The organism is Flavobacterium ajazii (assembly GCF_010614725.1).
Lineage (GTDB): Bacteria > Bacteroidota > Bacteroidia > Flavobacteriales > Flavobacteriaceae > Flavobacterium > Flavobacterium ajazii.
The window spans coordinates 356,972-372,443 of sequence record NZ_JAAEHL010000002.1 but is presented as its reverse complement, the minus strand read 5'-3'; the positions used below and the strand labels follow the sequence as shown (position 1 = coordinate 372,443).

11 protein-coding genes are annotated in these 15,472 nt (G+C 31.6%); all 11 read left to right on the top strand.

The window, feature by feature from the left end:
* The first annotated feature begins 3 nt into the window (after nucleotides 1-3).
* The 11 genes from GWR14_RS04335 (at nucleotide 4) to GWR14_RS04285 (ending at nucleotide 15,472) form a co-directional block, all read left to right on the top strand.
* The gene (locus tag GWR14_RS04335) at nucleotides 4-2,448 is read left to right on the top strand and encodes an exopolysaccharide transport family protein (RefSeq protein ID WP_163407821.1); all 2,445 of its coding nucleotides are present in this window, start codon (nucleotides 4-6) and stop codon (nucleotides 2,446-2,448) included.
* A 13-nt stretch (nucleotides 2,449-2,461) separates the two neighbouring features.
* A complete protein-coding gene (locus tag GWR14_RS04330; RefSeq protein WP_163407820.1) occupies nucleotides 2,462-3,445 on the top strand; it encodes an SDR family oxidoreductase in 984 nt (327 codons plus the stop codon).
* Nucleotides 3,446-3,467: 22 nt separating this feature from the next.
* Entirely contained in the window at nucleotides 3,468-4,859 is a 1,392-nt protein-coding gene (locus GWR14_RS04325; RefSeq protein ID WP_163407819.1) for a UDP-glucose 6-dehydrogenase, read from the top strand.
* Nucleotides 4,860-4,869: 10 nt separating this feature from the next.
* Nucleotides 4,870-5,346, top strand: a complete 477-nt coding sequence (locus GWR14_RS04320) for a UpxY family transcription antiterminator (protein ID WP_163407818.1) — start codon at nucleotides 4,870-4,872, stop codon at nucleotides 5,344-5,346.
* 290 nt (nucleotides 5,347-5,636) lie between these two features.
* Nucleotides 5,637-6,920, top strand: coding sequence for a nucleotide sugar dehydrogenase (locus GWR14_RS04315; RefSeq protein WP_163407817.1), 1,284 nt, complete (start codon nucleotides 5,637-5,639; stop codon nucleotides 6,918-6,920).
* A gap of 31 nt (nucleotides 6,921-6,951) precedes the next feature.
* On the top strand, nucleotides 6,952-7,959 hold the full coding sequence (locus GWR14_RS04310; RefSeq protein WP_163407816.1) for a mannose-1-phosphate guanylyltransferase: 1,008 nt from the start codon (nucleotides 6,952-6,954) through the stop codon (nucleotides 7,957-7,959).
* Nucleotides 7,960-7,963: 4 nt separating this feature from the next.
* Nucleotides 7,964-9,010: a dTDP-glucose 4,6-dehydratase gene (gene rfbB / locus GWR14_RS04305; RefSeq protein WP_163407815.1), complete on the top strand. Its 1,047-nt coding sequence runs from the start codon at nucleotides 7,964-7,966 to the stop codon at nucleotides 9,008-9,010.
* A 52-nt stretch (nucleotides 9,011-9,062) separates the two neighbouring features.
* Complete coding sequence (locus tag GWR14_RS04300) at nucleotides 9,063-11,477, top strand: SLBB domain-containing protein (RefSeq protein ID WP_163407814.1); 2,415 nt, start codon at nucleotides 9,063-9,065, stop codon at nucleotides 11,475-11,477.
* A gap of 106 nt (nucleotides 11,478-11,583) precedes the next feature.
* The gene (locus GWR14_RS04295) at nucleotides 11,584-12,642 is read left to right on the top strand and encodes a Wzz/FepE/Etk N-terminal domain-containing protein (RefSeq protein WP_163407813.1); all 1,059 of its coding nucleotides are present in this window, start codon (nucleotides 11,584-11,586) and stop codon (nucleotides 12,640-12,642) included.
* 144 nt (nucleotides 12,643-12,786) lie between these two features.
* Nucleotides 12,787-14,205 carry a lipopolysaccharide biosynthesis protein gene (locus tag GWR14_RS04290; protein ID WP_163407812.1) on the top strand — a complete coding sequence of 473 codons (1,419 nt, stop codon included), beginning with the start codon at nucleotides 12,787-12,789 and terminating at the stop codon, nucleotides 14,203-14,205.
* Between the two features lie 13 nt (nucleotides 14,206-14,218).
* Complete coding sequence (locus GWR14_RS04285) at nucleotides 14,219-15,472, top strand: protoporphyrinogen/coproporphyrinogen oxidase (protein WP_223150959.1); 1,254 nt, start codon at nucleotides 14,219-14,221, stop codon at nucleotides 15,470-15,472.

Sequence of the window (15,472 nt, the reverse complement as noted above, 5' to 3'; positions counted from 1 at the left end):
GAAATGTTAGATATAAAAGATTTTTCAATTTTTGAAAATCATCCGGGCTTTGATTTTAAAGGTTTTTTGCTGAAAATAGCCGGATATTGGAAGCTGTTTCTGGTGAGTTTAATAATTTCATTTGCGATAGCCTATCAGGTTAATATTCGTAAAGAAAAGATTTATGCAATGAAAACTTTGATTTCTATTAAAGAAGAAAGCAATCCTTTTTTTACATCCAATACAAGCTTGGTTTTTAATTGGGGAGGGATTTCGGATCAGGTAAGTGGTATTTCAACTATTTTGCAGTCAAGATCGCATAATGAATTGGTAGTAGATAAATTACAATTTTATGTAGATTATCTTGAAAAAGGTCAATACAATATGCTCGATGTGTATGGAGCGGTTCCTTTTTATGTTAATATTGACAAAACTAAACCTCAGTTAATAGGGACGTTAATAAGTGTTAAGTTTTTAAGTCCAAACGAATATGAAATAAGGATACCTTTTCAGAGTAGTTCTGTTTCATTGTTTACCTATTCTAATAATTCTTATAGCAACACATTTGTTCAGCCTGTCGAATTTGTTAAAAGATATAAAGTTGGAGAAAATGTTGTCTTGCCATTCTTAAATTGGAAGCTTGAAATTACAGATAGTCCAGGCATTTATAAAGGAAAAGAATATTTTGTAAAATTTAATGATTTTGATGCTACTGTAGCTCGTTATAGGGGGATTGGAGTTGAAGCCGATGAAAAAGCTGGGTCAATCCTAGCGCTTTCACTTCAGGGTACAAACAAAGCCAGGATGGTCGAATATCTGAATTCTACAGTTAAAATGTTGATTAAAATTCAGTTAGATGGTAAAAACCAATTTGCGACTAATACGATAAATTTTATTGACAGTACACTTGTAGCAATGGAATCACAGTTGAGAGAAACTGGTAATGAACTTAAATCTTTCAGAAAAGATAAAAACATCTATGCTATCGAACAAGGTGGCGAGAAATTTTCAGATAAAATTTTAGATTTTGACGTTGAAAAAGATGTAATAACGCGTAAAATTGCTTACTATAATTCTTTGAAGGCTTATCTTAACAATAGTGTGGACTATTCTAAGTTGCCGGCGCCTTCTGTTGCCGGAATTGAAGACCCTAATATTGTCACGAATATTTCAAAGCTTATTAGTTTGTCAACCCAAAGATCCGAAATGGCTTATGCGGTAAAAAGTGATAAAATCTTTAAGGATTTTGATAACCAGATGGTTGCTTTGAAAAATGTACTGTTAGAAAACATTGCTACATCAAAGTCATCTTTACAATATGATTTGGCTTTAGTCAATAACAAAATAGGTGAAGCAGAGAGTACTATTAAAAGACTTCCCGAAGAACAGCAAGAATTGTTGAAAATCAAAAGAAAATATGATTTAAGTGATAATATATACAGTACGTTTCTTCAAAAAAGAAATGAAGCTGATATTGTAAAAGCATCCAATTTATCGGATATTCATTTTATAGATACAGCAAAAGACATAGGTGGGGGGCTAATTGGTCCAAAAACTTCTGTGAATTATGTTTTGGCCTTGTTTTTAGGGGTTTTAATTCCTCTTATTATTGTTTTTATAATTTTCTTTATTAATAATACAATTCAAAATGCAGAGGATATTAGTAATCAGTCACAAATTCCTTTAATTGGTGTTGTAGGGATAAATAAGCAAGATACAAGTTTAGCAGTTTTTCAAAAGCCAAAATCAGCATTGTCTGAAGCTTTTAGAGGTATTCGTTCTTCATTGCAGTTTTTATATAAAAAAAAACAGCTTGATGGAGCAAAAACATTAATGATTACTTCGTCAATCAGTGGTGAAGGTAAAACATTCTGTTCGATAAATATTGCCACTGTTTTTGCTTTAAGTGAAAAAAAGACGGTTATAATTGGAATGGATTTAAGAAAACCAAGGCTGGCAGATGAATTTAACCTGACAAATCAATACGGAGTTGTTAATTATTTGATACGACAAAAAACATTGTCAGAAATAGTCAATAAAACCCAGATTCCTTATCTTGATGTTATTCTTTCAGGGCCTATTCCGCCTAATCCTTCAGAGTTAATTATTAGTGAAGTAATGGGAGAATTTATAGATGAGCTTAAGAAAACTTACGACTATATCATACTTGATACACCTCCAGTAGGACTTGTTGCAGATGCGTTAGAAATGGTTCAGTTTAGTGATGTTACACTATATATCGTAAGACAAAATTATTCAAAAAAGGAAATGATTACTATGCTAAATAATCGTGTAAAAAGAGGAGAGCTGAATAATGTGAGTATTGTTTTGAATGGCTTTGAAAATAAAGCAAAATACGGATCGGCATATGGTTACGGCTATGGTTATGGAGCATATGCAAACGGATATCATGAAGAAGATGATCAGCTGGGTTTTGTGAAAAAAGTTTTTAAGAAATTTAAAAAATAATAATTTAAAATAGATGAAGACATCCATTCAAAATACTATTTTAATTACAGGAGGAGCCGGTTTTATAGGTTCTAATTTATGTGAATATTTTTTAAATTCAGGGCAAAAAGTAGTTTGTCTGGATAATTTTTCGACAGGACATCATCATAATCTGAAAGATTTTTTAATCAATCCTGATTTTAAATTAATTGAAGGAGATATTCGGAATATAAATGATTGTGTGTTGGCTGTTCAAGACGTAAATTATGTGCTGCATCAGGCTGCATTAGGTTCTGTGCCAAGATCAATTAATGATCCGATTACCACAAATGATGTAAATGTTTCGGGTTTTTTGAATATGTTGGTTTCAGCACGTGATGCTAAAGTAAAAAGATTCATTTATGCAGCGAGCTCGTCTACTTATGGTGATTCAGAAGGGCTGCCAAAAGTTGAAGACATAATAGGAAAGCCATTATCGCCTTATGCAATTACAAAATATGTGAATGAATTATATGCAGAGATTTTTAGTAAATCGTACGGTTTGGAAACCATAGGTTTGCGTTATTTTAATGTATTTGGAAGAAAACAGGATCCACAAGGCGCTTATGCAGCTGTTATTCCTAAATTTGTAATGCAGTTAATGAATTATGAGAGTCCTGTTATAAATGGTGATGGAAATTATTCAAGGGATTTTACTTATATTGATAATGTAATTCAGATGAATGCTTTGGCAATTTCAGCCAAAAAACCTGAGGCAGTTAATACCGTTTATAATACCGCTTTTGGAGATAGAAACACGTTAAATGATTTGGTCGGCTATTTAAAAAAATATTTAAGTGAATATGATTCGAAAATAGCGGATGTGCCTGTTATTTATGGAGAAGAAAGAGTAGGGGATATTCCACATTCATTAGCTAGTATACACAAAGCCGAAAAGATGTTAGGTTATAATCCGGAATATTCGCTGGAAGCAGGGCTGAAAGAAGCAGTAAAATGGTATTGGAATAATTTAAAATAATGAAAGTAGTAATATAGAAAATATGAAAATCACAAAAATTTGCTGCATTGGTGCAGGTTATGTAGGAGGCCCTACTATGGCGGTAATTGCGCAGAAATGCCCGGATATCCAGGTAACTGTTGTCGATTTGAATGAACAGAGAATTAAAGATTGGAACGATCCAAATACGGATAATATTCCAATTTATGAGCCTGGTCTTTCAGAAATTGTAGCTCAAGCAAGAGGCAGAAATCTTTTCTTTTCGACTGATGTAGAAAAAGCTATTGATGAAGCAGAGGTTGTTTTTATTTCTGTAAACACACCAACAAAGACTTATGGTAAGGGTAAAGGAATGGCAGCTGATTTAAAGTACATAGAGTTGTGTGCCAGACAAATAGCTAAAGTTTCTAAAAGTAATAAGATAGTTGTTGAGAAATCGACTTTGCCTGTTCGGACTGCTGAAGCCATAAAAAGTATTTTGGATAATACAGGAAATGGAGTTCAGTTTCAGATTCTTTCAAATCCAGAATTCCTGGCGGAAGGTACTGCTATAGATGATTTACTAAACCCAGACCGAATTTTAATTGGAGGAGATTCAACACCGGAAGGAGAAGTGGCAATTAACGCTTTAGTTGATGTTTATGCCAATTGGGTTAGTAAAGATAAGATCTTAACAACAAATGTTTGGTCTTCTGAATTGTCTAAGCTTACAGCAAATGCTTTTTTAGCACAGCGTATCTCATCGATTAACGCTATGTCTGAATTGTGCGAAAAAACGGGTGCAGATGTAAATGAAGTTGCACGTGCTATTGGGATGGATAGCCGTATCGGATCTAAATTCTTAAAAGCTTCCGTTGGATTCGGTGGGTCTTGTTTTCAAAAAGACATTCTGAATTTAGTTTATATAGCAAAATCATATGGTTTAAATGAAGTTGCTGATTACTGGGAGCAGGTTATTATTATGAATGATTATCAAAAAAGAAGATTCTCAAACAAAATTGTTCAGACCCTTTACAATACAGTTGCTGATAAAAAAATAGCTTTTTTAGGTTGGGCATTTAAAAAAGATACAAATGATACGCGTGAATCTGCAGCTATATATGTTGCGGATGATTTAATTAATGAATTGGCAAAAATTTCTGTTTACGATCCAAAAGTATCACGCAATAAAATTTTGAGTGATTTGGATTATTTAGAGACAAGAAGTTCTTTAGAAAATATTAATGCAGTTTCTACATTTGAAAATCCTTATGAGGCATGTAAAAATGCTCATGCGATTGCTGTGCTTACAGAATGGGACGAGTTTGTAAAATATGACTGGCAAAAAATATACGATGCTATGCAAAAGCCGGCTTTTGTTTTTGACGGAAGAAATATTTTAAATGCAAAAGAATTAAAATCAATTGGTTTTGTTTATAACGGAATAGGGGCTTAAAATAAATTGCATGAATTGGTATGTTGTTTATACAAAGCCTAAGTGGGAGAAAAAGGTAGCAGAAAAATTAAATGAGATAGGGATAGAATCCTACTGCCCTGTAATCACTCAGATTAAACAATGGTCTGACAGAAAGAAAAAAATAGAAGTGCCACTTTTTAATTCTTATCTTTTTGTCAGGTTGTCTGATTTAGAAAGGAATTCAGTTTTTCAGATTGCGGGTGTTGTCAGGTATCTATTTTGGTTAGGTAAACCCGCTATAGTTCGTGATGAGGAAATTTCTGAAATAAAAAAAAGCCTTTCTGATACAAATATCTCAGATGTTTTGGTAATGCCTTATAAAAAGGGCGATAAGATAAAATTGGATGCCGGGGCTTTTAATAATCATCAGGCAGTTGTTAAAGAAGTAACAAATACACATTATATACTGGTTTTGGAAACCTTGGGGTGTATTTTAAAAATAAGATACAAAAAAGAATCCTTGTAGTATTTTTTGGAATACAATTAATTGTCTTTAAGGGATTAATAAAAGAAAAGAATGAAGTATCACTAAATTTAGTGATTTTTTGTTCTTTTTTTTTGATATTTATTTTTTGTTTACTGACTTATAGCTTTTTAATTTATATTTTTTTTTAGGAGAATTATAAGATGTTTTGAAAGTTGATAAAATTGACTTATTGTGCTATATTTGCCGAAATTCAATTTTTCTATTCAAGTCAAATCTGTGACTTTGGATAGCGAAGCTGTGTATATAATAAACGAAAAATAATCAAGGATATGAATAATGATATAAAGGTAGCCGTTATCGGATTAGGTTATGTAGGTTTGCCTTTGGCTCGTTTATTTGCTACAAAATACCCTGTTATAGGTTTTGATATTAACGAATCAAGAATAACAAGTTTAAAACAAGGTACTGATACAACATTAGAAGTTGAGGATGTTATTTTACAAAGTGTATTAGTTGATACATTGAATGAAGAAAAAGGTCTTTATTGTACTTCAGATATAAAATATATTACTGGTTGTAATTATTTTATTATAACTGTTCCGACTCCGGTAGATAAAAATAATCGTCCGGATTTAACTCCTTTGTATAAAGCTAGTGAAACAGTAGGTAAGATGCTGAAACAAGGCGATATTGTAATTTATGAATCTACAGTTTACCCTGGTGTGACAGAAGAACAGTGTGTTCCGGTTTTAGAAAAGATATCAGGATTAAAATTCAATGTAGATTTTTTTGCGGGATATTCACCTGAAAGAATTAATCCTGGAGATAAAGAACATACTGTAGAAAAAATTCTAAAAATTACTTCAGGATCTACTTCAGAGATCGGATTAAAAGTAGATACGCTTTATAAGTCAGTTATTACAGCTGGAACATATTTGGCGCCTACAATAAAAGTTGCCGAGGCTGCCAAAGTAATCGAAAACTCGCAAAGAGATATTAATATTGCTTTTGTAAATGAACTTGCCAAAATATTCAATTTAATGAATATTGATACTCAGGAAGTATTAGCTGCGGCTGCCACAAAATGGAATTTTCTTCCTTTTAAACCAGGTTTGGTAGGAGGTCATTGTATAGGTGTAGATCCATATTATTTAGCACAAAGAGCACAAGAATTTGGTTATCATCCTGAAATAATTTTGGCGGGACGCCGTTTGAATGACAGTATGGGCGAATATATCGCATCTCAGGTGGTGAAATTAATGATTAAAAAAGGTATTTCAGTAAACCATGCAGAGCTTTTAATGTTGGGGATTACCTTCAAAGAGAACTGTCCGGATGTTCGCAATACTAAAATTGTAGATGTCATAAGGGCATTAAAAGAATATGGGATTTCCGTTACAATATATGATCCGTTGGCAAATACAGAAGAGGTTAAAAAAGAATACGGACTTATGACAACAAACATTCTTCCGGAAGAAAAATTTGATGCTATAGTTTTAGGAGTTGCACATTCAGAATTTTTAAAGTTAGATTTTTTGGAAATTCAAAAAAGCAATAGTTTAATATATGATGTAAAAGGAGTTTTAGGAACTATATCAGATAATAGATTATAGATTTTTAATCTTCTTTTTTATTTAGAAAAAAATGAATACAAATAATTTAGTTACACATGTTATTTTAACCGGAGGAGTTGGTAGCAGATTATGGCCTCTTTCCCGTAAAAGCCAGCCTAAACAATATTTGGAAATATTTGAAGGAAAATCTTTGTTTGAAATGACTGTAGATCGCAACAGTCATTTAGCAGATAAAGTAATGGTAGTAGGAAATGCTGATAACCATCATTTAAGCGGGAATGTTATGGGTAAATCCCAAACAGAATATATAAATATTGTAGAAGCAACTCCAAGAAATACAGCAGCAGCTATTGCCTTTGCTGCATTTGCATCAAACCCTGATGATATATTGATAATTACGCCATCAGATCATATTATTGATAAAATAGAAGATTATAATGATGCTATTAATCAGGCAATTGAGAAGGCTAAGGACGGTTTTATTGTAACTTTTGGAATTATTCCAACTAAACCTGAAACAGGTTATGGTTATATAGAATCAAAAGGAGATAAAGTGTTGTCATTTAGGGAAAAACCAAATGAAACGACAGCTAAAGAGTTTATAGCAAAAGGAAATTTTCTGTGGAATAGCGGAATGTTTTGTTTTAAGGCCAGCGTCCTTTTGGAAGAATTGAAACAATTTCAGCCTGAGGTTTATGAAAAGTCCAAAATTGTTTGGGAGTCAAGTAAAGAAGGGTTTTTAGATTTAGAAACTTCTTTAGAAATTCCATCAATTAGTATAGATTATGCTGTAATGGAACGTAGCAAAAAAATAAAAGTAGTTCCGGCATCATTTGCCTGGTCTGATTTAGGTTCGTTTGAATCTGTTTACGATTATTTGGTTTCTAAAGGGCATTCAGTAGATAAAAATGGTAATATGGTTATAGGCTGTGATAAGTATACCACTTTCTTGGGATTAAAAAATACTATTTTTGTTTATACACCTACAGCTAATCTAATTTTACAAAAAGAAAATTCTCAGGATGTAAAAGATATATACAGTGAGTTGGAAAGTCAAAATTCAGAATTGTTAAATTAATAAAATGAAAAAAATTCTTATAACTGGTGGTGCAGGATTTATTGGTTCACATGTGGTGAGACGCTTTGTGAATAAATATACTGAATATCAAATATACAATCTGGATGCCTTGACTTATGCAGGAAATCTGGAGAATATTAAAGATATAGAAAATCAACCCAATTATAATTTTTTAAAAGGAGATATTGTTGATGAAGCATTTATTAATGAACTTTTTTCAATTCATAATTTTGACGGAATTTTGCATTTAGCGGCGGAGTCTCACGTAGACAGATCAATTGAAGATCCATTAGCATTTGTGAAAACAAATGTTATAGGTACCATGAATTTGCTTAATGCTGCAAAAAAACAATGGAAAGACAACTTTGAAGGAAAGAGATTTTATCATATTAGTACAGACGAGGTTTATGGTTCTTTGGGAACTGAAGGGCTTTTTACAGAAACTACTCCGTATGATCCAAACTCTCCTTATTCTGCCTCAAAAGCAAGTTCAGATCATTTCGTAAGAGCTTATGGCGAAACCTACGGTCTTCCATATGTTTTAACAAATTGCTCTAATAACTATGGATCATATCATTTTCCTGAAAAATTAATACCACTTTTTATCAATAATATTATCAATAATAAACCATTACCTGTTTATGGAGATGGTAATTATACCCGTGATTGGCTTTTTGTTGAAGATCATGCTATTGCAATTGATTTGGTGTTTCATCAAGGTAAAAACCATGAAACATATAATATTGGTGGTTTTAATGAATGGAAAAATATCGATTTAGTTAAATTATTATGCCAGATTATGGATCAGAAGTTAGGAAGGGATTCTGGGACTTGTGAAAAGTTAATCACTTATGTAAAAGACAGACCAGGTCATGATTTGCGTTATGCAATTGATGCATCTAAAATTAATAAAGAATTGGGATGGAAACCATCTGTAACATTTGAAGAAGGTTTAGAAAAAACAATCAATTGGTATTTAACCAATGAAGAATGGTTGAAGAATGTAACTTCAGGTTCTTATAAAGACTATTACAAAAAACAATACTCTTGAAATAATTTTATTCTGATTTGAATTTTTTCAAAAAATCAAAACATCATTAAATATGAAATATGTAACTGTTGTTCTTTTATTTTTTACTTTTTTATTTTCCTTTCAGGTTAATGCTCAGGATTTAATAAAATCCAGTGATTTAAGTACTTTAAAAGTGGATTATTTATCTGATGCAGATATTGCTAAAATACGTACACAACTGCAAAATAACAACATGACAATTGAAGAAGCTGAACCTATGGCTATTTCAAAAGGAATGAGCGCAGTAGAGTTTTCTAAGCTAAAAGTAAGAGTGAATGAAAAAACAGTAGTGAGTAATAAAAAAAACATTGAAACTGCTGGAAATAAAAACGATTTGGGACGTCCTCATGACAAAATTGTAAATAATAAAGTAAAAGATTCTGCCAATGCCTTAATATTTGGTTCTGAATTGTTTGATAATCCCACATTAAATTTTGAACCAGATTCCAACCTTGCCACTCCAGTGAATTATATTTTAGGTCCGGGTGATGAGCTTCAGGTAAGTGTTTACGGAGTACAGGAATATAATGCAAGTGCACCGGTAAGTGTTGAGGGTAAAATATCCATCCAGTATGTAGGACAAATTTCAGTAGCAGGGATATCAATTGAAGCTGCAACGCAAAAAATTAAATCTGCAATTGCGAAAGTTTATAGTACGGTAAGGTCCGGGCAATCTCAGGTGAGTGTTAGTTTAAGCAGAATCAGAACTATTAAAATTACTATTGTAGGAGGTAAACAACCGGGAAATTATTCTATCTCATCTCTGGCAACTGTTTACAATGCTTTACATTTAGCAGGAGGACCAGGGAAAAATGGTAGTTACAGAAATATAGAATTAATTAGAAATAACAAAGTTTATAAAAACATAGATATTTATCGTTTTTTAGTTAAAGGTGATCAGTCAGACAATGTAAGTTTAAAAGAAAACGATGTGATTAGGATTCCAGTTTACACACAAAGAGTGACTGTTGAGGGAGAAGTAAAGAGACCGGGAATTTTTGAGATGAAAAAAGGTGAAAAATTTTCAGATTTATTAAATTTTGCTTCCGGTTTTAATGAATTTGCTTATACAGCATCAGTAAATGTTTTGCAAAAGACAGGTAAGGAGTTTAAAGTTCTTGATGTTAATGAAAATGAATTTTCTTCATATGTGCCAAAATCCGGAGATGTTTTTAGAGTTACTAAAATTTTAAACCGATTTGAAAATAGAATTAAAATAGAAGGAGCTGTATTCAGACCAGATTATTATTCTTACAATGAAGGGATGAGAATTTCAGATCTTATTACCAGAGCAGAAGGACTTAAAGAAGATGCCTATACTAAAAGAGCCCGAATTATTCGTTTAAAATCTGATTTGACAACTGAAATTGTAAATGTTGATTTAGTAAATGCTTTGTCTGGAGATTTGAATGCTGACATTGAACTAAAAAGAGAAGACGAAGTAACAGTATATTCAATTTTAGATTTTAGAGAAGAATATAAAGTTACTATTGACGGTGAAGTAAAAAATCCGGGGGTGTATGATTATTATGAAAATCTGACATTGAATGATTTAGTAGTGCAGGTTGGAGGTTTAACAGGTTCGGCATCTAAAAGAGTGGAAATTGCCCGTATGATAAAATCAGATGAGATTGACGATACTAATCCTAAACGTATTGAATTAGTAGAATTAGAAATTACGGCGGATAACAATGAGCAGGTGAAAAATTTTGTTTTGAAGCCGTTTGATGTTATTAATATTAGAAGAATGGCTGTTTACGAAAAACCACAAATGGTTACAATTAGTGGGGCTGTAGCTTATCCGGGTAAATATGTTTTGGCAAATAAAAAAGAATCTGTTTATAATGTAGTGATGCGGGCTGGAGGCTTAACCTCAGTTGCTAATTTGGAGGGAATGAAAATTAAAAGACCAATAAAACAAGAACAAATTGATGAGATAAAGAGAGTTGATTTAAATCTGTCTAAAAATGATACTCTAAAACAAGATCTTGCAAAAAAGTTAAAAGATGAATTAAAATATGTTACAATTCCTGTAGATTGGAAAAAAATTGTGAAAGACAAACAACACTATTCAAATGTTACTTTGTTTCCTGATGATGAAATTGAAATTACAATATTAAATGAAGGAGTTAAAGTTACAGGAAATGTGTTACTTAATTCTGAAATTCCATATAGAAGTGGAAAAGGTTTTAAATATTATATAAATGCAGTTGGTGGTGTTGATAGTAAAGGCTGGAAGAAAAAAGCGTATATTATTTATCCAAACGGAAAAGCAGCTGTAACAGGTTCTTTTTTATTCTTCAGATCTTATCCTAAGGTTACACCAGACTCTCAAATTGTAGTTCCTGAAAAGCCGGAAACTAAAAAATTGTCTACAGGAGAATGGGTAAGCATAGGAAGTGTAATCACCAGTCTGGCATTGCTTATAGTTACTGCATTTAAGTAACGTTAGTTTAAAATTATCTGTTACGAAAGACGTTTAAGAATTATTTTGGTAAGGAATCTAATGTAAAAAACTGTAATAATGATTCAGAAATAAAACTTATATAAGAATGAGCGAAAAAAATCTTAACAACGAAATATCTTTAAAAGAATTATTAGAAAAAGGAAAGGAATGGTATTTCTATTTGGTATTGAAATGGAAAGTAATCCTTTTAGCAGGAATTTTAGGGGGAATTTTAGGATTGGGCTACTCTTTTACAAAAAAACCAGTTTATACAGCAACTTTAACATTTGCGGTGGAAGATGAGAAAGGTGGCGGAGGAGGAGGCCTCGGTTCATTGGCCAGTTCTTTTGGTTTTGATTTAGGCGGCGGCGGCGGTAGTATATTCACTGGCTCTAATTTGACCGAGTTGTTTAAATCCCGTACGATGGTAGAAAAGACATTGTTATCTCCTGTGAACATAAATGGAAAAGAGATTTCCTTAGCAGAAATGTATATTCAAAATAATAAGTGGAGAGATAGCTGGAATAAGAACCCTAAGTTCAAGAATATCCAATTCTTACCTAATTACAGACGTGATTATTTTACCCGTATTCATGATAGCATATTAGGGGTAATTTATAAAAATTTATCAAAATCTTCGTTATCCGTTGCCCAAAGAGATAAAAAAATAGCCATTACATCGATAGATGTAACTACAGGAAATGAATTATTTTCGCTCTATTTCTGTGAAGCGCTTGCAAAGCAGGTTGGGAAATTTTATGTAGATACCAAAAGCAAAAAAGCGCGTACGAACATGAAAATTTTAGAGCATCAGGTAGATTCTGTTCGTGTTGAATTAAATAATGCCATAACTGGGGTTGCAGTGGCTAATGACAACACTTTTAATTTGAATCCAGCTCTTAATGTTCGTAGGACTCCTTCCGCAAGAAGACAAGTCGATGTTCAGGCTAATACCACAATCCTTACAGAGTTGGTAAAGCAATCAGAATTGGCTAAAGTAACGCTACGTAAAGAAACTCCTTTAATTCAAGTTATTGACAGGCCAATTTTACCTTTACCGAAAGAGCGTTTTGGAAAAGCAAAAGGATTGATTATGGGAGGGTTTTTAGCTGGGTTTTTAGTCATTTTAATATTGATTGTGAAAAGGTTTTTAAAAATATTGTAGGTTTAGCTTTAAGATTGTTTAAATGTTTTGATTTTGTATTAAATAAATTAAGAATAAGGAATAATCTAAATATTTACATACTACATTTTATTAATCAAATACATTATATTCGTTAAAATCATAAACTTTTAAATTTATTTAATAGTGCAAAAAGTTTTTGTATTCTTTATTGGGAACTGGATCAAAATTAAAAATATTTTTCAGTTTACATCGCATGATATTAGTACAGTTGAGGGCAAATCAAAAGAAAGATATCGACGTATTTTATTAACTGGAGGAAGTACTGTAATTGTAAAGATTTTTTCGGCTTCCATTAATTTAATTACAGTGCCATTGACTCTTAGTTATTTAGGAGCAGAAAGGTATGGTTTATGGATGGCTATATCTTCAATATTGGCTCTAATGGGGTTTGCTGATTTGGGTCTAGGGAATGGATTGTTAAATGCGGTGTCAAAAGCAAATGGAAAAGAGAGTGAAAGTGATGCCCAAATTGCGGTGTCGAGCACTTTTTTTATTTTAACAGGTATAGCTTGCTTACTGTTTCTAGTTTTTATTTTTATTTATCCATTTATTTCTTGGGAAAGTGTTTTTAATGTCAAATCTAAAATTGCAACGGAGGAATCTGGACCAACAATGTTTGTGCTTGTAGTTATGCTTTTAATCAATATGCCTTTAGGTGTTATTCAAAGAATTCAAGACGGTTATCAAGAAGGTTACAGATTTCAGCTTTGGTTAATAGTTGGTTCTTTATTGAGTTTATTTGGGCTTTTACTATGCATTTATTTTAAAAGTGGTCTTGTTTGGTTGGTCATTACCTTTTCAGGTGGACAGCTAATAGCAACGCTTTTAAATGGAATGATGTTATTTACAAAAAAAAGATCCAATCTAATACCAAAATTAAAGTATTTTGATGTAATTATTGGAAAACAACTAATGAATGCGGGATTTGTTTTTTTTTTATTGGGACTTTTTACATTACTTGGTAATACTTCAGATAATCTAATTTTAGCACAGATTCTCGGAGCTAAATCAGTTGCGGGCTATGAAATTGTTAAAAAGGTTTTTTTATTTTCAATGTTCACTCAGTTTATTATCCAACCCTTATGGCCTGCTTTTGCCGAAGCAATGGTTAGTGGTGATATTGAATGGGCAAAAAAGACTTTAAAAAAAGGATTATTATTAAGTATAAGTGGAGCTGCCGTTATATCATTACCATTATTAATTTTTGGTAGGCAGATTATATCGTTTTGGGTTGGAAAAGAATTTATGCCATCTTGGTCTTTGCTGTTAGGTTTTTATATGTATGTACTTATAGCAAATTATGGAGGGGTTATGTCTACTTTTTTGAATAGTGGTGAATTGTTACACAAACAAATTTTGATAGTAGCTTTAGCTTCTATATGTTCACTATTTTTAAAAATATATTTGTCTTTGAATTTTGGTGTCAGCGGAATAATTTGGGCTACAGTTATTGGATATGGTTTGTTTTATATTATACCTAGTTATAGATTAGCTTTTCGCTATTTGAAAAATATTGGCTATTCATCAAAAAAACATATATAAATCTAAGTACAAAATGAAAAAGAAAATTAAAATTGGAATATTAGGAGCAGGAATTTCAGGTTTAAGTATTGGTAAGCTTTTGACAGAAGATTTTGAAGTTGAATTACTAGATAAATCTCCAGTATTTGGAGGTATCGCCAAAACAAAATCTATAGAGGGCATCAGTTATCATAAAACTGGAGGACATTGCTTTAATTCAAAATATCCTGATGTTCTTGACTTTGTTTTTCAACATATAATGCCTTCTTCTGAATGGCATAAGGTAACAAGAGATGCTGCAATAAGGTTTAAAGATAATGAAATAAGTTACCCAATTGAATTTGCAGTTAAGCAGATTTCTTCTTTTGATAATGAGTTAGCTATTAATATTGTGAAGGATTTCTTAAATGCAAAAGATGATGGAACTTACGAAAATTTGGAAGATTGGTTTCGTAAAAAATTTGGAAATACTTTAACAGAAGAGTATTTTTTGCCATACAATAGAAAAATATGGAATAGAGACCCTAAGGAAATGGATCCAAGTTGGGTTAAAGATAAGCTGCCTATACCTGATGTGAAATCATTTTTTCAGTCTTTGATAGGAGTTTCTGAAGATAAGATGCCTCATTCTGAATTTTATTATCCCAACTCTAATAATCAAAATACTTTTATTGATAATTTAGCTTCTGGTCTTAATATTAAACAAAATGTTGATGTTAAGTCTATTTATTTTAATAAAGATGACAATAAATGGATTGTTAATGGAATCTATTCATATGATAAACTAATTAGCACTTTACCTCTAAATGAATTACCAACATTTATTTCAAATTGTCCAAAGGATGTTATTCATGCTGCGAAAAAACTGAAATATAATAAAGTGAGTACAATGCTGTGGGAAACAAAACCTACTAAAAAAACATGGACTTATTTACCTGATTCTAATACTATTTTCCATCGTTATATACACATTGGTAATTTTTTTGCTCCGAAAATGAATTATACAATTACTGAAACGATTGGAGAAAGAAGTTATGAAGAAATGGAAACATACGGAAAAAAAGATCCCTTTTTAATTAGACCATTGGATTATCATGTTTCTAATCATGCTTATGTAGTATTTGATGATAATTATAAAGTAAACAAAGAAATAATTTTTGATTATCTAAATTCAATTGGGATTTATTCAATTGGGAGATTTGGAGAATGGGAATATTACAATATGGATGTTTGCATAAAAAGAGCAATTGATCTTAAAGAAGAAATTTTTAATAATATAAATATTTAA